The sequence below is a fragment of the Lysinibacillus sp. NPDC097162 genome (assembly GCF_044762185.1).
Classification (GTDB): Bacteria; Bacillota; Bacilli; order Bacillales_A; family Planococcaceae; genus Lysinibacillus.
In genome coordinates, this window is the sequence record NZ_JBIWDT010000006.1 from 69,207 (window position 1) to 90,778 (window position 21,572).

Sequence of the window (21,572 nt, forward strand, 5' to 3'; positions counted from 1 at the left end):
CTTACAAAAAAATCCGCGCACACTTCTGAGGAGAAATAGGGCATGAGTATTAGCTAAATGCATTGGCAAAAAGCCCTACTCATACTTTGCCCACAGAAGGCAGTCGCGGATTTAATTAGGGACATAGATGTCTCCAAAATTATTTAATATGGACCTCGATCATCCACTTTATTTTCACCTTGTTGCGGGAATAAAAAGTATGCTAGCACGCCCGATACTATCGTTGCACAAATTGTTATCAATAGTTGGTTTAGGTCGGGTACATCTGCATAATATTTGGTTAACATATAAACAGATCCAATTGCTACAATTACCATCACAGGAATTACAAACTTAAAACGTTTCTTCTCCATGTAATACCTCCTCAATACTATTTTTCTCTCACATGCATTTATTTGTAAATCCAAACAGTTCGTATTTTACATGTTTCCTAAATGAAATTCAAATTGCGCTATTTCTACAAAAAATTAGTATGTAGCAGGTAATCCGACAAACGTCAGCCTTATAAATAAAAAAATAATAAAAAAATATAGAAATATCGGAAATTTTTAACCAAATATACTACAAAAAATAGTAGAATAGATTTAATACCATATATTCACCAAATTTACAAACCTAACAATATATATACAATGAGTCTTCAATTATTATCATTAATATGGATTTATAAAGAATGGAGCAGACACAATGAGTTGGTTTACAAAGAAGAACAATTATGGTTATTCAATTACATTAACACCTGAGGAGTTTAAGCAACACGTACAATTAGATGTTTCAAACTATCCTAAACTACAAAAACAATTACAGTTATTAGACTTAACAACTGAAGATTTAGCTATTATTAAACAATTACAACCTTTAGTGAAAAATGTCATTCCTGAAATGGTCGATCAATTTTATGCAGCGATTAGCTTAAGTCAAAACTTATTAGATATTATTAACAGAACATCACAAATTGAACGTTTAAAGGTGACTTTACATAAGCATTTAGGCGATATTTTCGAGAGTCACATTAATGACGAGTACATTAAAGAAAGAAAAGCAATCGCTGAGACACATGTTCGAATTGGACTCCAATCAAAATGGTATATCGCTTCATTCCAATCACTAACTTCGACTTTTACAAGCTTTGCGAATGATTTAGATATTTCAAAGCATGATGCTATACGTGCCATCAATGCTTTCTGCAAAATCATTAACTTCGAACAGCAGCTTGTTATCGAAGCATACGAAAAAGAAGAAGAACGTATTCGTAGTGTGGCAGATCAAACAAAGCATGCACTTGTAACTACGATTCAAAGTACCGCTGAGGAGTTAAATGCGATAAGTGAGGAAACAGCCGCTTCCCTTTTAGTTATATCTTCGCAAACGGATGATATTGCAGTAGCAACTAAACAAGGTTTAAACTTCGTTGCAGATACGCAGGACAAATCTAAACGGGGGCAGCAGCAATTACAAGAGCAAAATGAATTAATCCACGTTATTTTGCAAAGTGTTAATGGCCTTGAAGTGACGATGAACCAGTTACGTACATCTTCGCAAAAAATTTCTGAAATTGTCGGGCTTGTCACAGGCATCGCTGACCAAACTAATTTATTAGCACTCAATGCTTCAATTGAAGCTGCTCGTGCTGGGGAACATGGGAAAGGCTTTGCTGTCGTAGCAGAGGAAGTCCGCAAGCTTGCAGAAGAAACAAAAAATGCGGTACAAAATGTGTCACACCTTATTAAAGAAACAGAAAGTAATATTTCAACAATGGCAAGTTCTGTCGTCAATGTTGACCAGAAAATCCAACATAGCGTTGATACACAAACAAGTTTATCTGAATCATTCAATGATATTGCGGATGCTGTATCAGGCATTCAACAACAATATGTAAACACAGCAAGGGATATTTCAGCAATTTCTACTTTAATTACAGAGCTATCACAGGGAGCTACACTCGTTTCCTCTTCGTCAGACTCATTAATTAATGTTGTAAATGAATTAAATATTTAACACAAATAAAAAAGGAAATTGACTGCATCGTGTCAATTTCCTTTTTGTTTATTTAATGTGCCAACGCACGTTTTTGCTTGCGATGCTCTCGTCGAGCAGGGCCTGTTTCAAACAGTCGTTTTTCCGCATCCGTTTCTGGGAAAATTGCAGGAATGGCCTTTGGTTTCCCACTATCATCCACTGCAACCATCGTTACAAATGATTCGGTTGTTAACTTTTCTTCGCCTGTTTCAATATTACGAGAAATAACGCGGACATAGACTTCCATAGATGAATGCCCTGTGGATGAAACAATACTTTCAATTTCAAGAATATCACCTACATGTGCTGCTGATAAAAAATCAACAGAATCAATGGAGGCTGTTACAACATGTCCTTTTGCATGCTTCATCGCTGTAATTGCAGCAATTTCATCAATATAAGCTAACACTCTTCCACCAAAAATGGAATTATGATTATTAGTATCAGGTGGTAACACAAGACGCGTCTGAAGTGTACGCGATTGGCTCATTGGTACAGCATTGGTTGTCATAGTTCTTGTAACTTCCCTTCATGTATTATTCTTTCGTCATCGTATCGTAGAAAAAGAATTGATGCAAATTTAGAAGGATTTTTTCATCGTAATAAACTTCATATCGGTCATTTCTTCAATCGCCCATTTAATACCTTCTCGACCATAGCCACTCATTTTTATGCCGCCATAAGGCATATTATCAACTCGGAATGTTGGAATATCATTTATAATAACAGCACCTGCTTGCAATTCATCAGCAGCATACAATGCATCTGGTAATACATTCGTAAAAATTCCTGCATTTAAGCCAAGTTCCGACTCATTCACTAGTCGAATTGCGTCGTCTAATGTTTCATATGAAACAATTGAGACGATTGGTGCGAATGTTTCCTGACAAACAACCTTCATATCAGCAGTTACATTTGTCATAACTGTTGGCGTTAATGTACGTTCTGTAAACGTTCCACCCGTCGCAACTACAGCACCTTGAGTTTTTGCCTCTTCAATCCATTCACGAATTCGGCTAACCTCATTTGGGTTGATCATTGCACTGACATCTGTATTTTTGTCTAGCGGATCACCAACAACAAGTTTTTCTGTTTGCGCTACAAATTCCTTTGTAAACGCATCTATAATTGAGGAATGTACATAAATACGTTGTAAAGAAATACATACTTGTCCAGCAAAGCTAAATGCTCCGCTAACACAACGCGCAATAATTTTATCAATAGGTGTCGATGGCTCAACAATAACTGCTGCGTTTGAGCCTAGCTCTAATGTTACTTTCCGCAAACCTACTTTTTCTTTAATACCTAAACCAACCTTACCACTTCCGGTAAAGGTCACCTTTTTCACGAATGGATGCGTTACGAGTGTATCACTTAGTTCGCCACCACTACCTGTAACGATTTGTAATGCACCATCTGGTAGTCCAGCTTCCTTAAATATTTCCGCCATCACAATTGCACTAAGTGGTGTTTGTGTTGCCGGCTTTAACACGACTGTATTTCCAACCGCAAAGGCAGGTCCCAATTTATGTGCGACTAAATTAAAAGGAAAATTAAACGGAGTAATTGCAGAAATAACGCCTAATGGCTCACGCTTTGTCCAGCCAATTCGATCACCAGCTCCTGGCGCGGCATCCATCGGTACCGTTTCACCTTTCACCTGCTTAGCTCCTTCGGCTGCAAACTGATACGTCGCTATTGTACGTTCAATTTCAGGTAAACCTGCTGATATAGGTTTGCCCGCTTCTTGCGCTAAAATTTCCGCCAATTCGTCTTTTCGACGTCGCATAATGTCGACTACTTTATATAATATTTCGGCACGTTCGTAGGCGGTTGTTTTTTTAAATGAAAGAAATGCATCTTGGGCACCTTCTATGGCTTGTTCAACATCTGAAACAGATGCCTTTGCAACCTTTGCAATTACCTCACCGTTATAAGGTGACGTTAATTCATAAGTTTCCTTAGCATCTTGCCACTGTCCATTTATCCAAAGCTTTGTTTCGTTCATCTTCAAATACACCTCCAAATAATCTGTTCTTCTTTAGTTTATCATGAAGTGCTCGAATTTGACGCTACTGCGGCTGCTGTAACTGCGGATATCATCATTGCCTGCTGTGCTTGGATTAGTAATTCAATAGAAGACATAATAGCCATTGACAGTGATTGTTGTACTTTTGCCATATCATAAATAGCGATTTGTACAGCCATAAACAATACAAATTCCCGATGCCACTTCAACAATTTCATTCCCTTTAATTCATGATATAAATCAACAATTTGCTGAAGTTGACCTTTAATCATTTGAAAAATTAATCTTTGTATAACACAGTATAGAAAAAGCAGCTCGTTTAGCATGATAAAACGAGCTGCTCTAGAGAAGTACCAATTGTCCTCTTTCTACTACTACTTAAAATCAAATGAATCAATTTATTGATTCATTAACTTTATTTCGAAATTTATATGCTTTTCTTTGTTCTAATTGAGCAATACTTTCATATTCAATTTCGCTTAAACTTTCAAATAATTTTTCAGACATTAGACTCACTATATCTTCTAATTCAGTGCCTAAGTGAATAATTTCTAATATTTCTTTTGAAATTCCTTTAGAACTGTAATAAATCCATAGTATATGGGTTAAATAAAACTTTTTCAGTTTCTTCGATTGTTAATAAATCTTTTTTTAAAGCCTCAATTAAACCTATTAGATTTATGAGTAGTAGTTTTTCTAATTCTTCGTTATTTGTAGTATTCAATAATAATTTATTCATATTTAATTATTTCACACTCCAACCCTGCTTAGCTTTAACATCAGGTTAGTTCTAACTACTTTTACTTCACTTATTTTTCATGACTAAATTGGGTTATAATCTGTTCATTAGGTACCCAATTAAAGAGTTATCATGTAAGACACGTAATTGGATGACGATCCTTCATTTCTTCAATAATGTGATAACAATCTGGATAAGTTGGCATTCCTCCATTATATCTTTTCATTTTTCAATAGCGTATTTAATGCTTTCTCCGTACCATCTTGCTCCATCATATTTGCTACCCTATCGATGTTCGCAATGGCGACATCCACGAAGTTTGTTTTTTCATTTCTTCTACAGCATCTTTATATTTTTCCGAATCAAACACTTTATCCGAGGCAACATATGTGCTGGCAATAGCTAATATAATTTTCCGATCCACTGTCCAGCCTGCAACTTTCGAAACTGCCTCCACAGTTTGTGAAAATTGGTTTTCAATTATAACAATATTCATCTTCAACACACTCTTTTTCACTATTTACGTAACATTCTGTCGAAAAGATTCAATCGTTTTGTAATAATTAACATAAAAAGTAAACATAATTTAATGTTTGTAAATAGGTATTATATGGTTTAATTAATATAAACAAAGATGAACGGGGGCTATATTATGATTGAACGGACAATCAGAAAATTACTATTAACCCAGACCCTACAAGAACGATTACAACGTTATTTATTATTGCGAAACTCCCCAAATAACGTAAACCTACAACTACTTTTCCAGAAAAATTAGCATAAAAAAACAGCGACAAAAAAGCTTTTGCCGCTGTCATTAAACTATTTAATTAAACCTAACTCTTTTAGTTCCTCTGTAGAAAATGCTCTAGACCTTGTTAAAAAACGTTTACCTTCTACGCCTTCAAGAGAGAACATACCGCCTCTCCCATCAACTACGTCTAAAATAATTTGCGTATGTTTCCAATAATCGTACTGGTTTTTGTGCATATAAAATGGTGTGTCCCCAATCTTACCTAAGCATACATCCTGATCACCTAATAGTAAGTCCCCGTCAGGATAACACATCGGAGACGAGCCATCGCAGCATCCACCTGATTGATGAAACATAACCGGTCCATGCTTTTCCTTCAACAATTCAATTAGTGCCAGCGCTTCTTCCGTTGCTAAAACACGTTCAACCACGCTTTAGCACCTCCTCACTGTTTAGAAGAAACCAAGTTTATTTTCGTTATAGCTCACCAATAAGTTTTTCGTTTGTTGGTAATGCGATAACATCATTTTGTGCGTCTCACGGCCAATACCTGACATTTTATAGCCACCGAACGCTGCATGTGCTGGATATGCATGGTAGCAGTTTGTCCAAACACGCCCCGCCTGAATACCACGACCGAAGCGATATGCTGTATTCATATCACGTGTCCAAATACCAGAGCCTAGTCCATATAATGTATCGTTAGCAATTTCTAATGCTTCTTCTTTTGTTTTAAATGTTGTTACTGCAACAACTGGACCAAAAATTTCTTCTTGGAATATGCGCATTTTATTATGTCCTTTAAAGACAGTTGGTTTAACGTAGTAGCCATTTTCAAAGCCTTCACCTACATTATTTTTCTCGCCACCAATTAAACATTCTGCGCCTTCTTGCTTACCAATATCTAAATAAGACAGAATTTTTTCCATCTGCTCACTTGAAGCTTGTGCGCCCATCATCGTGTTAGGATCAAGTGGATTTCCAACTTGAATAGCTTCGACACGTTGTATAACGCGTTCCATGAACTTATCATAAATGGATTCTTGAATTAACGCTCGTGAAGGGCATGTACATACCTCACCTTGGTTAAGGGCGAATAATACAAAGCCTTCTACTGCTTTATCTAAAAAGGCATCATCTTCATCCATAATATCTTCGAAGAAAATATTCGGAGACTTTCCGCCCAATTCTAATGTAACTGGAATAAGGTTTTGTGACGCATATTGCATAATTAAACGGCCAGTTGTAGTTTCACCAGTAAAGGCAATTTTGCCGATACGTGGGTTAGATGCAAGCGGTTTTCCAGCTTCTAAGCCGAAACCGTTCACAACATTTAGTACGCCTGGTGGCAATAAATCACCAATTAACTCCACAAGCACCATAATCGAAACTGGTGTTTGCTCAGCTGGTTTTAATACAACACAGTTACCAGCAGCAAGAGCAGGAGCTAGTTTCCAAACAGCCATTAATATTGGGAAGTTCCAAGGAATAATTTGACCGACTACCCCAATTGGCTCATGGAAATGATAAGCAACTGTATCATTATCAATTTGACTTAGGGCGCCTTCTTGTGCACGTAAAGCACCTGCAAAATAACGGAAATGATCAATTGCTAGAGGAATATCTGCATTTAATGTTTCACGAACCGCTTTACCATTATCCCATGTTTCGGCAACGGCTAACTTTTCTAAGTTTTGTTCAATACGGTCCGCAATTTTAAGTAAAATGTTAGCACGCTCTGTAGCGGATGTTTGTCCCCATGCATCTTTTGCTGCATGTGCTGCATCAAGTGCAAGTTCGATATCCTCAGCAGAGGAACGTGCTGCTTGTGTAAAAACTTGTCCAGTAACAGGAGTAACATTATCGAAGTATTGACCTTTCACTGGGGGTGTCCATTCTCCACCAATGTAATTATCATATTTCTCTTTGAATTGAACTACCGATCCTTCAGTGTTTGGAAATGCATAAACCATTTTACTTCTCCCCTTTACACAAAATAATGAGAAAATATCTAGAAAAATCGTAATTTTATATCGAAATAACGATATTTTCATAGAGACTCTCTTACCCACTATATTGTCAGAAATTAATGTTTATTTCAACTTTTTAAAATAAATTTTTATAATATTTATTTTTAATAGAAAAGCTTCTAGAATTCACGGTATTTACAACGATAGGGTATACTTAAGCTAATATGAAATGTATAGGAGAACAATATGAGAATTAACAAATACTTAAGTGAAACAGGCATCGTATCTCGTCGCGGTGCTGATAAATGGGTCGAAGAAGGTAAAGTAACCATTAATGGTGTTCTTGCTACTGTCGGCAGCCAAGTAGAGACTGGCGATATTGTTTGTGTGGAAGGAAAAGAGGTAACAAAAGAAGAACAACTCGTTTATATTGTCTTAAACAAACCAGTTGGTATTACAAGTACGACAGAGAGCCATATCAAAGGAAATGTCGTGGATTTTATTAATCATCCTTTGCGCATTTTCCATATCGGACGACTGGATAAAGAATCAGAGGGATTATTATTACTAACAAATGATGGCGATATTGTTAACAAAATTTTACGTGCTGAAAACCATCATGAAAAAGAATATATTGTACAAGTAGATAAGCCTATTACAGATCAATTCATAAAACAAATGGGCGCTGGAGTTGATATTTTAGATACGACGACATTGCCTTGCCGTGTTGAAAAAATCTCAGATAAAGTGTTTAAAATTATTTTAGAACAAGGCTTAAATCGACAAATTCGCCGTATGTGTTCAGCATTAGACTATTCCGTTAAACGATTACAACGTATACGTATTATGAACATTAAGCTTGGAAATTTAAAGGTTGGACAATGGCGCGATTTAACTGATAAGGAGCGAACAGAATTATTCAAATTACTTAATTACACAGCAAAATAAAGCAATTGGAGGGGATAGAGAGATGCTTTCCATTCAAAGTACTGAACAACTTACAGGTGTACGGATAAGCGGTGATTTTTGGGATTTAGATGCACTCATTCACGCCATTTATAAAGTAACTGGAGATGAAAACAAATATTATGATTACCAAGGTGCACGTCTTCGCATCCTCGGTCTTTGTCATAATCTCCGTCAAGCAATGCAGGGTGAGCATCAGCTTGAATTTGTGAGTAATGGGCTTAACAAAAGTATACTTTCTCGACATGAAATTATTTTTCCAAATAAAAATGTCTATTACGGGGCAGAGGTTTTATGGCCGGAGCTTCTTTTCACTGCAATTGCTTTAAATGATTTTATTCGCTTACATCAGGAGCTAATCGATTCTTCTGCTTGGAATGGTCAAGTTGCCACAATTCGCAAATTCCAAGCAGCGGTTGCTGACTGCTTAGAGCAGGAGCTTACTGAAGAGCAATACTTAGTATTTTTAAGGATGCTTCATACAAAGAGTCCATTAACTTTCCGTTATGCCACTCAATATGTAGACGTACTAAATTTGGAATACATACAATTGCATACGCAAGCACGTAAAGCGCAATTAGCGTCCTTTGCTCTTCGCTTAATGCTCGAGGATGAGGAATACACCGCTCTAAAATCCAAGCTAATCGAAGTCGCCAGTACGACAAAAAAAGCACTACACGAAATCCCCATCAACGCAAACTACCCTGAAGAAATCTTATGGTAAATGCTACTATTTCTTCGTTTTAACGGTGGGTAGGTGCCAGATACTAAACATATACGAGTTGTTGGTAGCGGAGGCGGTGACTCCTGCGGGAACGCACGCAGCGTAAGACGCAACAATCCACGCGCAAGCGAGGGTTGCGGCTTACGGTGTGCCCGCGGAAAGCAACCGCCGTAGCGGACAACAACGGCATAGCAAAAAAGTGGTAGATTAATTGCATGCAATCTGCCACTTCTGCTATTTCTATTCAATCGTCTCGTATGCCATTTTACGAATAACTGTCTCATGTTGCGGATAATCAGCTAAAAGTTCACCTTGTGTAAATAGCTCAAAGTCCTCAAAATCAAACCCTGGTGCTACCATACAGCCTACTAAACTAAATGTATTTGCATCATCAACGGAAGATCCAAAAATCGTACCTTTTGGCACTGCCACTTGAGGAACCTCACCCGCTTCTAAATTTAACCCTAACTTTTTCCCCTCATATATACCATCAGGGTAAATCATATGCACAGTTAATGGGCTACCAGCATGATAATACCAAAGTTCATCTGATTTTAAACGATGCAAATGGGAAATATCCTGAGATTGTAATAAAAAATAAATGCTTGTATAAATTGGTCTTGTTACATCTCTTACAGCTATCTCCTCTGTTGATCGAAACGAAGAAATATAGTATCCTCCCTCGGGATGTTGATCTAACGCTAATTTTTCAATAAAATATTGTGCAGAATATTGCATCTAACTTCACTCCTTTTTTCCACCTTACCAAAAAGTAAAGGTCAAACGCTACTTCCATCTACCATCCCATCATAAAAAGAGGTATCCCGAATAAATCCGAGACACCCCCTTTATTACAAGCCACCTAAATAAGCTGCTTTTACTTGTTCACTCTCTTGCAGTTCTTTTGCAGTTCCCGATAACACAATACGTCCTGTTTCAAGTACATATGCGCGGTCGGCTACCGATAATGCCATATTGGCATTTTGCTCTACTAGCAATACGGTTGTACCTTCTTTATTAACCTTTTCAATAATATTGAAGATATTTTTTACCATAAGTGGTGCAAGCCCCATTGATGGTTCATCCATTAATAATAGCTTTGGTTTTGCCATTAATGCACGCCCCATTGCAAGCATTTGCTGCTCACCACCAGATAATGTTCCAGACTGTTGTTTACGACGCTCCAGTAGACGAGGGAATAACTCAAAGACATGATCCATATCTTTCTTTATACCCGCCTTATCATTACGAAGATATGCTCCGAGCTCTAGGTTTTCCTCTACTGACATATTAGCGAATACACGGCGACCTTCAGGAACATGTGAAATACCTGATTTTACGATTGTTTGCGCAGCCTTACCTGCAATCGAGAAGCCTTCATATTCGATAATGCCCCCTTTAGGTTTTTGCAAGCCTGACAAGGTTTTTAATAATGTACTTTTACCAGCACCATTTGCACCGATTAATGTAACAATTTCTCCCTCGTTTACTTCTAAAGAGACGCCTTTTAATGCTTGAATATTCCCATAGAATACATCAATATTTTGTACTTTTAGCATTAGCTGATAACCTCCTCACCAAGGTAAGCTTCAATTACCTTTGGATTGTTGCGAATTTCCTCTGGTGTCCCATCAGCGATTAATTGCCCGTGATCCAGTACGTAAATACGTTCACAAATTCCCATTACTAAGCTCATATCGTGCTCAATTAGCAGAATCGTTAAACCAAACTCTTTACGAATAAACGCTATTAACTCCATTAAGTCATGTGTTTCTTGTGGGTTCATCCCTGCTGCTGGCTCATCCAGTAATAAGAGCTTTGGATTGGCAGCTAATGCACGCGCTATTTCCAGACGGCGTTGCATTCCGTAAGGTAAATTTTTTGCAAGTTCGTTCTTATAAATATCTAAGCCGAATATTTTTAAAAATTCTGTTGATTGCTGTTCCATTGCTTCTTCACCTTTAAAATGACTAGGTAAACGGAAAATGGATGACCACATTGAATGTTTAGCGAGTGAATGGTTCGCTACTTTTACATTATCCAAAACAGATAATTCTTTAAATAGACGGATATTTTGGAACGTACGGCTAATGCCTTTTTGCGTTACTTGATATGGTGCAAGGCCATTGATCTTTAAACCGTCAAAAGTAATTGTTCCTTCAGTCGGTGTATACACTCCTGTTAGCATGTTAAAGCTTGTTGTTTTACCTGCACCATTTGGTCCGATTAGACCGACTAATTCACCTTGATTTAGGTACATATTAACGCCCTGTACCGCCTTTAAACCACCGAATTGAATGCCCATATTTTCTACTTTGATTAGAAGGTTTCCAGTCATTATTTTGTACCTCCTTTTTTACCAAACTTAAATAAGTGCGTAATTTCTTTTGTACCCATTAAACCAGTCGGACGATATAGCATTACAATGATTAATACTAAGCTGTAAATAATCATTCGTGTTTCTGGGAAGTTCGCTAAGTATGTTGATATCAACGTTAAAAATACTGCAGCTATAACAGAACCTGAAAGACTTCCTAGCCCACCAAGAACGACGTATATTAAAATATCAAATGATTTTAAGAAACCAAATGTTGTTGGCTGAATAATGTAGAAGTTATGTGCAAAAATGGCCCCTGCAAGACCAGCAAAGAAAGATCCAATCGCGAATGCTACAACTTTATAGTAAGTTGTATTAATACCCATCGCATCCGCAGCAATTTCATCTTCTCGAATGGAAATACAAGCACGTCCATGACGAGAATTTGTAAAGTTAGAAATCACTAAAATAGTTAATACAACACCAATGAATGCATATGTCCAGTTCGATAAATATTTAACCTGCATCCCTGCTGCTCCACCAACATAATCCGTATTTAAAAAGACGATACGAATAATCTCAGCAAAACCAAGTGTTGCAATGGCTAAATAATCCCCTTTTAAACGTAGCGTTGGAATACCTACGATCAAACCAGCTACTGCTGCTGCAAGCGCTCCTAATAAAATAGCTAACGGGAACGGAAGCATTAGTTTTGTTGTAATAATAGCTGAAATATAAGCACCAACTGCAAGGAAACCAGCATGCCCAATAGAGAATTGGCCAGTAACCCCGATAACGATGTGCAAGCTGACAGCTAGCATGATGTTAATACACATTGTGATTAACATATTTTTGTAATACAAGTCAATTATTTCTGTTGTAATAAGTGCCTGAATAACTACATAGATGACTAGCGCTAATACGGCGTAGCCCCAGAAAACTTTAGACTTCTTCATCATTACCGCTCACCTACACTTTCTCGCGGGCGTTTTTACCAAAGATACCCGATGGTCTGAAAATCAAAATTAAAATTAAAATGACAAATGCCGCTGCATCGCGCCATAAAGAGAATCCGAGTGCACTTACCATTGATTCCACGACACCTAGTAGCATACCGCCAACCATTGCACCTGGAATAATACCAATACCACCAAGAACCGCAGCGATGAACGCTTTAACCCCTGGAATAACACCCATTAACGGGTCAATTTTCGTATAATACACACCGAAGATAACACCCGCAGCACCGGCTAAAGCAGAACCTATTGCAAATGTTGCTGAAATTGTATTATCTACGTTAATGCCCATTAGGCGTGCTGCATCTGCATCATGTGAAACTGCACGCATCGCCTTCCCAATTTTAGTTTTATGTACGATGAATTGTAATAGAATCATCAGTACGATAGCGACAGATAAAATTAAAATAGACGTACTGCTTATTTGAACACCGAACACATCGAATGTTCTATTTTTAATAACTTCAGGGTATGCTGCTGGCTGAGCTCCTCTGAAGAAAATTGTCGTATATTCGATTAATAGCGACACACCGATTGCTGTAATTAAAGCCGCAATACGCGTTGCATTTCGTAATCGCTTATATGCAATTCGTTCGATTAACACACCGAAGATTGCACAAACCGCCATTGCTAATAATAATGCTGGTAAGAAGCCCAGCTCCCATTTAGCAATTGCGTAAAAGCCAATAAATGCCCCAATCATGAAAACATCACCGTGGGCAAAGTTAATAAGCTTAATAATACCGTATACCATCGTATACCCTAACGCTATTAACGCGTAGATACTACCTAGTGAAACACCATTCACAAGTTGCTGTATCCATTCCATGAGCGTTCACTCCTTTGTTTTTTTTGAGGAATGCAAAAACGGGACCTATTTCTACATAGTTGAATTGAATGCAGAAAAACTCGTGTCCCTCATAAAAAGTTATTTCCGATTCCTTATGCTAGAATCTATGCTTTTTTTTATTAGTCTAGTTGTCTGTTAAAAAATAAAAGAGAAGGCAGGTTGCCCGCCTCCCCCTTGCTTTTTTAAAAAAAATTAAGGATTTACTTTAGAGTTGAACACTTGTTTACCGTCTTTAAATTCAAGAACCGTTGCTGTTTTAATTGGGTTATGGTTTTCGTCAACTGAGAAAGTACCTGTTACTAAAGAAAGATCTTTTGTTTCAGCTAATGCATTTTTAATTGCTTCGCCGTCTGTAGAGCCTGCACGTTTGATAGCATCTGCAATGTAGTAAATTGAATCATAGCCAAGTGCGTTAAATGCATCCGGTGCTTTATCGCCATTCGCTGCTTTAAATGATTTTACAAAGTCTTGAATTTTTTGATCTGGGTCTTCTGCAGAGTAGTGGTTTGTAATGAACGTATTATTCAGTGCATCTGCTCCAGCTAAATCAATTAAAGTTGGAGAATCCCAACCGTCTGCTCCCATAAGTGGAACTGTAATACCCATTTCACGCGCCTGTTTTACAATCAGACCAACTTCTTCATAGTATCCAGGAATAAAGATGAAGTCTGGATTCGCTGATTTAATATTCGTTAATTGTGTACGGAAGTCTGTATCCTTCGCTACATAAGCTTCCTCTTTTACAACTTTCCCACCGCTTTTAGAGATTGTATCTTTAAATGATTTTGCTAAACCTTTTGCATAATCAGATGCATTATCTCCAAAGATAGCTACGTTTTTCGCACCTAGTTCACCTGATGCAAAGTTTGCAGCCACAATCCCTTGGAATGGATCAATGAAACAAGTACGGAAAGCATATTCATTAATGCTGCCATCGTCATTTACTGTAATGTTTGGAGCTGTACCTGAACCAGTAACAATCGGAATTTTGTTATCATTTGCGATTTGAACTGTTGCAACAGTATTACCAGAAGTTGCAGGAGCTAGCATCGCTACTACTTTATCTTGCGTTGCTAGTTTAATAGCTGCCGCAGTTGCCTCTGAGTTTTCTGACTTGTTATCTACTTTAATAAGTTCAATCTTCTTGCCATCAATACCGCCTGCATCATTAATTTCTTTAACAGCTAATTCTGCACCTAAGCCAATTGATGAACCGTATGAAGCTACGTTACCTGAAAGCTCTAAGTTTGCACCGATTTTAATCGTATCTCCATCTTTTGAGCCACCACCTGATGATGAGCCTCCACCTGAACTTGTATTACTGTCTCCAGCGCCGCAACCTGCAAGTACGCCTGCAAGTAGTGAAGAAGCTACTAGAAGTGAACCGAACTTTTTAAGCTTATTGTACTCTCTCATAATTAAATTCCCCCTGAAAATTCTCAAATGTTAGATATTTCTGATAATTATAAACAATCTTTTGCTAATGCTCAATAGCAAAAATAATTATTTATAACTATCTATTTTTGAAACAAAATAATATTCAATTAAGCCTTTTACATTGTAAAACATTCTTTATATTTAGTCTAGAGTGATTTTTCAGTATAATTAGTTATTTGTGAATTATCTATTAATTAGGACTAAATTAATAGAAAGCTATTAAGCAAATTTTTTGTCACTATAAAACTAACATCCATTTTGCGAAAATTGCTTTCTTTTTAATTCTTAGCTATTTTTTCTTTTTAAGAGTATACCTATCAATGCCCCGTACACAACATGACCAATAAGCCACCAACTTAAAGCGAAATAATCAGTAATAATCGGTGTCCGTTTTGAGAAAATTGTTGTAGGGAACAACATACAGCCTATAAAAATTTGTATAAAGACACTATTTCTCATTAACATAGAATTATTCCACTTATACTTATTACGAATCGCGCATAATACGGCTGTTATTAACCACGATATAATAAGATGAAAAATGAATTCTATTACTTCAGGAAATCGAAAGTTCTTTATAATCGGTATATAATCGACGTTTAATAGTAATGTATATACACGGCTGCCTGTTAGATTTTCAACAACTTTGAAGAAAGCCCCAAATATACAACCTGCAACAAAGGACGCTATTATTACTTGACGATTGATGAGTATTTTCATGTGCTCCTCCTTACTTCAATCTAAATAAATCCATAAAAGGATGATTTAATATGAATAAAAAAATAATTGTGCTATTCCGCAATGATTTACGTCTAGATGATCACCCCGCTCTATGGCATGCAGCCCATACAGGTGCCATCTTACCCCTTTATATTCAGAATGACCAATTGCCAGAGCAAGACTCCGCTCAACATTTTTGGACGTACTATTCGCTTCAAAATCTCCAAATTACATTTAGTAACTACGACATGCAGCTTATTTTACAAAAGGGCGATGTCATTTCACAAGTTCTTCAGTTGGCATTAGATACGCAGGCTGACGCTGTTTATTTTAACGAACGTTTTAGTGAAACTGAGCGTTCCGAAGATGAACATTTAGCCAATATATTACGTGCAAATGATATTGAAGTAAAAGCGTTTTATGGTGATACGTTATTTGACGTGACTTCCATTCGAAATCAGCAAAACAAGCCATATGCTATCTTCACATCCTTTTATAAACGCTGTTTACAGGAGCTAGCACGTAAGCCACTTGGACGTCCTGCTAACATGCAAGCCTTTCCTATGAACGTATCATCTCTGTCATTAGAACAGTTGCAGCTACTGAATGGTAACTGGTATAACAAGTTTCATAATTATTGGCGCCCTGGGATGGATGGCGCATTAGACCAATGGGAGCTTTTTATAGAGGGAGGTTTATATGACTACAAGGACAAGCGAGATTACCTAACCAAGGAAAAAATTTCAAAAATGTCTCCATTTATTGCAGCGGGTAATATTAGTATTCGTTTTCTGTGGACTACTTGTCAGGAGTTAATAGAAGTTGAGGATAACGCAGCGTTCGGTCAACAAGTCGAAAGTTTTTTAAGACAACTAATATGGCGAGAGTTTTCAATCTATCAGCTGTTGTCCTATCCTTCATTTTCTACCATCTCTTTACGCAGTAATTTTCAGCATTTTGAATGGGAGCCTAATTCTCTACATCTGGCTGCTTGGAGAAAAGGGCAAACAGGCTACCCGTTAGTTGATGCTGGTATGCGTGAGCTTTGGGAAACTGGCTATATGCATAATCGAGTAAGAATGGTTGTTGCCTCATTTCTAGTAAAACATTTACTACAGCCTTGGCAGGAAGGCTATTCATGGTTTGAGCATACGCTACTGGACTTTAATGCAGCAAATAATGCGATGGGCTGGCAGTGGGTAAGCGGCACGGGTATCGATTCCGCACCTTATTTCCGTATCTTCAATCCTTCCTTACAAGGTGAGAAGTTTGATTTAGATGGTACATATATAAAAAAATGGGTACCAGAATTAGCAAAGCTACCATCAAAATATATAAACGCTCCACATACAGCTCCAGCTACTATCTTAGAGCAGGCTCATATCACATTAGGTGACACCTATCCGCTGCCCATCGTTGACCATAAAACGGCAAGAGCCCGTGCATTGGAACGGTACAACGCCATAAAAAAAGCTACTGGGACAGAAGATAAAAAAGTGTTAGATTGAAAGCAATCTAACACTTTTTTGCTGTAAACGTTGATGTTCGTCGCGGTGGTGCTTTCCACCGATCGGAAATCAACCCCACTATGGAAGTTACGCCTTTTTTAATGCAAATACACAAAGACGTTCATTAATATTTGTTTCATTTTCTAGATGTACTTCATGTATTAATTCAAAAGGTGTACCATGATGTAAAAACTGCAAATAATCATATGGTGGGTAGTATAAAATAATGTGAATATCACGCATATTTTGCTCATAAGACTCCCATATATTATGAATGACAGTTCGGAAAATATTGATGGAGAACGGATTAAAAAAGAAAAAAACATTATCACACGGCTTTATTTTGTAGTTTTCTGCAATAGTATGAACAAAAGAGATGGCACCTTGTGAGCCATTTTTTCGACAGTAACTCTCCTTATTATGCTCTGCCTCTGCATAAAAGCCTGCGTCCATTTCTATTCCAATTGCCGGAGTGTGAAATTTATGATGAATATAAATAGGGACCCTTCCTTTTCCACAGCCCATATCAATAAATACTGGATTTTCCGGCAAATCATATTGTGTAAATAATTGTTCCAATCCAGCATAAGGAGTTGGCTCATAACGATGGTAATGAGCTAGTTTAGGAAATCCATATTGTTCTCCGATTGTATTAATGTGCAAAAGTTTATCAAACTGTTGTTCATTCATTTATTTAGATACTCCTCGAAAAAAAGAATGCTTTATTTTAGCATGAAAAAAAGCAAACACCATATCCAAAAGATTGTCTACAATCCATTTTTCTTAACTACGGTTGACTTGCCCTCAGCACACTGTAAAAACTAGCACGGCAAATTGTTTGAGTGCCTGGCACTAAAATGGCATCAAGAGTGAGCCTCTTGATGCCATTTTTGACACTCTGACCATATTAAAATGTTTGCCTATGATGTGTTTTTAACGTCCTCTACGATTAAATCTAAAAACAAAGAGGAGTGCAGCCACTAAAAATGAAAACGTTGCGGTAGCTGTTAGCACTGTACTTTTATCAATTCCTGTTTCTTGAGTTGCCTGTCCATTGCCTTGGTTAGGGAAACCCATTCCATCTGGACGTTGCATTGGACCACCATTAGCTTTTCCACCTTGCTCATTGCCCATGCCACCCTCAGGCATTTGTGAGGGGTCGAAGTCTTCTGGTAATTGGCTTGGATCAAAGTCTTCTGGTAATTGGCTCGGATCAAAGTCGTCAGGCATTTGCATTTGATTTCCATTTGCCTCATTGTTTGTGTCGCCATTTGGCATACCCATATTACCTTGAGCAGTTGCACTTGTTTCTACAACTAATTCACCTGACAGTTGCTTTAAGATTGATGCAGAACGTTGTTTAGCAAATTCAGGTAGACTGTTGTCCCCTGACACACCTTCTAAAAACTGCTCTGTTGTATAAAATTTTGTAGGATCTGCTTCTTCATAGCTTGTTAATAGCATCGCTAAGTTGTTCGTAATCGACTGAATATAATCTTCTGTTAAATAAGTTGTTGCAAGTTGTTCTAAATAACTTTCATACTTAGCGCGATATGTTTCATTGGACAGTAAAGCATTTAAAAGTGGGCGCTCTTCTAGAGTTGTCCCAGATACAGGTGTAGTTATGCTAAAGTTTATTGCACTATCTGCCATTAGATTACTAGACATACCGCCGCCCATGTCGAAGTTCCCTTTATTGCGATTGGCGTTTTGCTGCCCGTCTTGTGTCTGCTCGTCGTTTGACTGTCCTTCTTGCGGTTGCTCACCATTTGACTGTCCCTCTTGCGATTGCTTGCCGTTTGGCTGTCCTTCTTGCGCTTGCTCACCATTTGGTTGACCCTCTTGCGGTTGCCCACCATTTGGCTGACCTTCTTGTGATTGCTCACCATTTGGTTGACCCTCTTGTGGTTGCCCACCATTTGGCTGACCTTCTTGTGATTGCTCACCATTTGGTTGACCCTCTTGCGGTTGCCCACCATTTGGCTGACCTTCTTGTGATTGCTCACCATTTGGTTGACCCTCTTGTGGTTGCCTCATAGCTGGTGTGTCTGCGTTTTCCTCCGTCTGTCCTTCTGCAGGTAATTCATTATTCGCATTTCCCCGCATTTGATTTGGATTGCCGCCGCCCATTTCACCACCGCCAGCACCAAAGCCGCCGAATGACATATTATAGTCCCACGGTATTATAGAAAACACGCCATTATTCTCATATAAATAGTAGTTATGCTTCATATTTCCTTGGTAACTATCTAGATTTACTAGTGCTGTATTAACAGCAAAGTAGCGTAGCATTTCATCGATATCAATATATTGTTCGATGTCTCCGCCATTATTTATGGCATCAAGCATGTCAGTTAACTTCGAGTCCTCAATATTGTCTTCATTTGTTTTCAAACCAATTCCTGTATAGTCAGCAATATCATCACTAATATACTTTAAATCACTACCTACACCATCAGGTTTGAATAAAAATCCGTCATTGGATCCGTAGTTATTCGCTAAAAATGTTTCATCGACCGCTTCTACTCCTAAATATAGGCCACGTTCTTCTCCGTTCACCGTTAAATACATATAAGAGTGGGCTGGTGTCGGTAAGCCCATTTTTTCCATGAGCTCATATGAAAGATATTCTCGCATTAAAGTTGAATCACTGTAGTTATTGTTTAAATTTAATTTTTTTAAGCCATATAAGCTTTGCGTATCATCATAATAGTCAAAATCGACTTTCAAGCTATAACGATCGGAGTCGCTATTGACAACAGAACGTAACGATAAATTACCTTTTGTACGAATCGCTACATTTTCTATTGTCTTGCCGTTTATTGTTATATTGGCCTGCTTTAGCTCCTCATCAGCAGCGTTTTCCAGCATGTCCTCCCAGTCCTCTTGAGGTATTTCAATATCAACAGTTGTTACTTTGCTTTTATTGAACACAAGCGTCTCATAGGAATATTCCGTATTTTTCGTTTCAATGCCTAAGTTTGGAAGTACAGCAACCATCACGCCAAAGAGTAGGGGGAGAATCGCCATACTGGTATAGACAATTCGATTTTTAATCATTGACTGCACCTCTCTTGCTCGTAGTTAGAAAACAATCATTCACTTTCATTACGCTGTGAAGTTACCATCGTAGCTAAGCATAATTGCTGATTTTACACCAGGTACTTTTGTTAAATTGTCCATAAACTTTGCATCATTTTGCTTCACGCGAATTTCATATGTTGTTTCGATTTCATCATTTTGTATGATTGATTTTGATTTTAACGCGTACTTTTTAGACTGTGCAGCAATGATACGCTCCACTTCTTCACAAGCTATATCTTCTTCAAATTTCACAATTAATAAGTAAGGATTTTCAATCGTAATTTTATTCACTAATACTAGTAGAACTAGACCAATCAATATTGCGCCAATAATAACAAGTGGAATGAATCCTGCTCCACAAAGAATACCTGACACTATTGCCCAGAAAATATACACTAAATCCATTGGATCCTTAATAGGTGTACGGAAACGAACAATTGATAATGCACCTACCATACCAAGAGACAACAAGACGTTAGAACTAATACCCATAATAACGAGAGATGTTGCCATAGTCATAATGAGCAACGAAATATTAAAGGAATGCGAGTAGATCACACCATTAAAAGTTTTCTTATATACTGCGTAAATAAATAGCCCAACAAAGAAAGCAACAACTAGTCCAATGATTGAATCTGTTAATGAAAATGATGTTGTTTTCTCTAGAAAATTTGATTTAAAAATATCACTAAAATTCATATTATCCATTTTTCATTTCTCCTTTTTATACATGCATACGGCTAAGCTGGTATTTTGAATAAGCTTCAGCACGTGTATCCACTGATTGTAGTAAATATTTAATAATATCTGGCAAGTACTCATCATATTTCACTTCTAAAATGACAAGGTTCGGTTCTAGCACATCAACCATAGGCAAATTTTTACTGAACATATCTGTATTGCGAAGGCTTGACTGCACCTTACTATCGAATGTTACACGTACATTGCCAAAGGGATAAATGTACGCCTCTCGCTCATAATCGACAACCGTCGTCGGCTTAATTTGGTGATATTTCATCTCATGAAATAATTCTCGTATTAAAACACGATCATCATTTTCCATCCATGCAATTTCACCAGTACGCATTTTTTCGTACTCCGTCTGTGAGATTACACACTTCGTTTTAAACGTTAAATTATTACGCTTACTTTTACGCTCTAAATTCACCAAAGCAGCAGATTTCCCATAAATACGTACTCGGTATTTATCTCGATTAATAAACCCTTCTTTTTTTTCATTCAAAACTTTGTTAGCAAAATTATCGAAGTATGTGCTTCGAATTAAATACTTACCGTCCGGACCTGCATTGTGATCCAGCCGCATCAAATGCTGGATTTTGCTTTTTAAAAGTGCGTAGTCTGGATATGAGATAGCCTGTTTAATTTCCTTGCGACCATTCGGATTAAATGATGTCAGTTTAGGCATGATATTTTCTCCT

24 protein-coding genes are annotated in these 21,572 nt (G+C 37.5%); 4 read left to right on the top strand and 20 right to left on the bottom strand.

Translation table 11 applies throughout. The annotated features are described in order from the left end of the window. Positions 1–143 precede the first annotated feature (143 nt). Positions 144–353, bottom strand: a complete 210-nt coding sequence (locus ACIQXW_RS19805) for a hypothetical protein (protein ID WP_139860492.1) — start codon at positions 351–353, stop codon at positions 144–146. Between the two features lie 334 nt (positions 354–687). Here ACIQXW_RS19805 and ACIQXW_RS19810 point away from each other — a divergent pair, with 334 nt between their 5' ends. Further along, positions 688–1,998 carry a protoglobin domain-containing protein gene (locus ACIQXW_RS19810; protein ID WP_401021070.1) on the top strand — a complete coding sequence of 437 codons (1,311 nt, stop codon included), beginning with the start codon at positions 688–690 and terminating at the stop codon, positions 1,996–1,998. Between the two features lie 52 nt (positions 1,999–2,050). Here the strand turns inward: ACIQXW_RS19810 and ACIQXW_RS19815 are convergent, their stop codons facing one another. The 8 genes from ACIQXW_RS19815 to adh all read right to left on the bottom strand — a co-directional run bounded on the left by ACIQXW_RS19815 (position 2,051) and on the right by adh (position 7,514). Further along, a complete protein-coding gene (locus tag ACIQXW_RS19815) occupies positions 2,051–2,530 on the bottom strand; it encodes an acyl-CoA thioesterase (RefSeq protein WP_340821712.1) in 480 nt (159 codons plus the stop codon). A gap of 69 nt (positions 2,531–2,599) precedes the next feature. Then, positions 2,600–4,027 carry an aldehyde dehydrogenase family protein gene (locus tag ACIQXW_RS19820; RefSeq protein ID WP_340821710.1) on the bottom strand — a complete coding sequence of 476 codons (1,428 nt, stop codon included), beginning with the start codon at positions 4,025–4,027 and terminating at the stop codon, positions 2,600–2,602. 41 nt (positions 4,028–4,068) lie between these two features. Then, a complete protein-coding gene (locus ACIQXW_RS19825) occupies positions 4,069–4,320 on the bottom strand; it encodes a hypothetical protein (RefSeq protein WP_402764891.1) in 252 nt (83 codons plus the stop codon). Between the two features lie 121 nt (positions 4,321–4,441). Beyond that, positions 4,442–4,672, bottom strand: a complete 231-nt coding sequence (locus ACIQXW_RS19830) for a DUF3969 family protein (RefSeq protein WP_402765123.1) — start codon at positions 4,670–4,672, stop codon at positions 4,442–4,444. Continuing rightward, positions 4,623–4,787, bottom strand: coding sequence for a DUF3969 family protein (locus ACIQXW_RS19835; protein WP_402764894.1), 165 nt, complete (start codon positions 4,785–4,787; stop codon positions 4,623–4,625). Before ACIQXW_RS19835 ends, ACIQXW_RS19830 begins: the two co-directional genes overlap by 50 nt. Before the next feature lie 280 nt (positions 4,788–5,067). Further along, positions 5,068–5,283 carry a hypothetical protein gene (locus ACIQXW_RS19840; protein ID WP_401021065.1) on the bottom strand — a complete coding sequence of 72 codons (216 nt, stop codon included), beginning with the start codon at positions 5,281–5,283 and terminating at the stop codon, positions 5,068–5,070. A gap of 326 nt (positions 5,284–5,609) precedes the next feature. Continuing rightward, entirely contained in the window at positions 5,610–5,972 is a 363-nt protein-coding gene (locus ACIQXW_RS19845) for a DUF779 domain-containing protein (RefSeq protein ID WP_340821704.1), read from the bottom strand. Positions 5,973–5,993: 21 nt separating this feature from the next. Continuing rightward, positions 5,994–7,514, bottom strand: coding sequence for an aldehyde dehydrogenase (gene adh / locus ACIQXW_RS19850; protein ID WP_340821702.1), 1,521 nt, complete (start codon positions 7,512–7,514; stop codon positions 5,994–5,996). 243 nt (positions 7,515–7,757) lie between these two features. Here adh and rluF point away from each other — a divergent pair, with 243 nt between their 5' ends. Further along, on the top strand, positions 7,758–8,459 hold the full coding sequence (rluF, locus tag ACIQXW_RS19855; protein WP_401021062.1) for a 23S rRNA pseudouridine(2604) synthase RluF: 702 nt from the start codon (positions 7,758–7,760) through the stop codon (positions 8,457–8,459). A gap of 22 nt (positions 8,460–8,481) precedes the next feature. Beyond that, entirely contained in the window at positions 8,482–9,201 is a 720-nt protein-coding gene (locus ACIQXW_RS19860; RefSeq protein WP_402764899.1) for a DUF6904 family protein, read from the top strand. A 240-nt stretch (positions 9,202–9,441) separates the two neighbouring features. On the opposite strand, the gene ACIQXW_RS19865 is transcribed toward ACIQXW_RS19860, so the two are convergent. The 7 genes from ACIQXW_RS19865 to ACIQXW_RS19895 all read right to left on the bottom strand — a co-directional run bounded on the left by ACIQXW_RS19865 (position 9,442) and on the right by ACIQXW_RS19895 (position 15,541). Further along, entirely contained in the window at positions 9,442–9,939 is a 498-nt protein-coding gene (locus tag ACIQXW_RS19865; RefSeq protein ID WP_402764902.1) for a cupin domain-containing protein, read from the bottom strand. A gap of 113 nt (positions 9,940–10,052) precedes the next feature. Further along, complete coding sequence (locus ACIQXW_RS19870; protein WP_139859965.1) at positions 10,053–10,760, bottom strand: ABC transporter ATP-binding protein; 708 nt, start codon at positions 10,758–10,760, stop codon at positions 10,053–10,055. After that, a complete protein-coding gene (locus ACIQXW_RS19875; protein ID WP_340821698.1) occupies positions 10,760–11,539 on the bottom strand; it encodes an ABC transporter ATP-binding protein in 780 nt (259 codons plus the stop codon). Before ACIQXW_RS19875 ends, ACIQXW_RS19870 begins: the two co-directional genes overlap by 1 nt. Beyond that, positions 11,539–12,474: a branched-chain amino acid ABC transporter permease gene (locus tag ACIQXW_RS19880; protein WP_340826395.1), complete on the bottom strand. Its 936-nt coding sequence runs from the start codon at positions 12,472–12,474 to the stop codon at positions 11,539–11,541. The genes ACIQXW_RS19875 and ACIQXW_RS19880 overlap by 1 nt, the downstream gene beginning before the upstream one ends. A gap of 13 nt (positions 12,475–12,487) precedes the next feature. Then, positions 12,488–13,363, bottom strand: coding sequence for a branched-chain amino acid ABC transporter permease (locus ACIQXW_RS19885; RefSeq protein ID WP_340821697.1), 876 nt, complete (start codon positions 13,361–13,363; stop codon positions 12,488–12,490). 213 nt (positions 13,364–13,576) lie between these two features. Then, the gene (locus tag ACIQXW_RS19890) at positions 13,577–14,800 is read right to left on the bottom strand and encodes an ABC transporter substrate-binding protein (RefSeq protein ID WP_340821695.1); all 1,224 of its coding nucleotides are present in this window, start codon (positions 14,798–14,800) and stop codon (positions 13,577–13,579) included. 306 nt (positions 14,801–15,106) lie between these two features. Next, positions 15,107–15,541, bottom strand: coding sequence for a hypothetical protein (locus ACIQXW_RS19895; protein ID WP_402764906.1), 435 nt, complete (start codon positions 15,539–15,541; stop codon positions 15,107–15,109). 50 nt (positions 15,542–15,591) lie between these two features. On the opposite strand from ACIQXW_RS19895, the gene ACIQXW_RS19900 reads away from it, so the two are divergent. Beyond that, positions 15,592–17,049: a cryptochrome/photolyase family protein gene (locus tag ACIQXW_RS19900; RefSeq protein ID WP_402764909.1), complete on the top strand. Its 1,458-nt coding sequence runs from the start codon at positions 15,592–15,594 to the stop codon at positions 17,047–17,049. An 87-nt stretch (positions 17,050–17,136) separates the two neighbouring features. Here ACIQXW_RS19900 and ACIQXW_RS19905 read toward each other — a convergent pair whose 3' ends face one another. From ACIQXW_RS19905 to ACIQXW_RS19920, 4 genes are all read right to left on the bottom strand, one after another. Beyond that, positions 17,137–17,739: a class I SAM-dependent methyltransferase gene (locus ACIQXW_RS19905; RefSeq protein ID WP_340821690.1), complete on the bottom strand. Its 603-nt coding sequence runs from the start codon at positions 17,737–17,739 to the stop codon at positions 17,137–17,139. A 243-nt stretch (positions 17,740–17,982) separates the two neighbouring features. Continuing rightward, positions 17,983–20,109, bottom strand: coding sequence for a CotH kinase family protein (locus tag ACIQXW_RS19910; RefSeq protein WP_402764912.1), 2,127 nt, complete (start codon positions 20,107–20,109; stop codon positions 17,983–17,985). A 48-nt stretch (positions 20,110–20,157) separates the two neighbouring features. Beyond that, the gene (locus ACIQXW_RS19915) at positions 20,158–20,841 is read right to left on the bottom strand and encodes a DUF4956 domain-containing protein (RefSeq protein WP_340821687.1); all 684 of its coding nucleotides are present in this window, start codon (positions 20,839–20,841) and stop codon (positions 20,158–20,160) included. Positions 20,842–20,857: 16 nt separating this feature from the next. After that, on the bottom strand, positions 20,858–21,559 hold the full coding sequence (locus ACIQXW_RS19920) for a polyphosphate polymerase domain-containing protein (protein WP_402764917.1): 702 nt from the start codon (positions 21,557–21,559) through the stop codon (positions 20,858–20,860). Between the last annotated feature and the right edge of the window lie 13 nt (positions 21,560–21,572).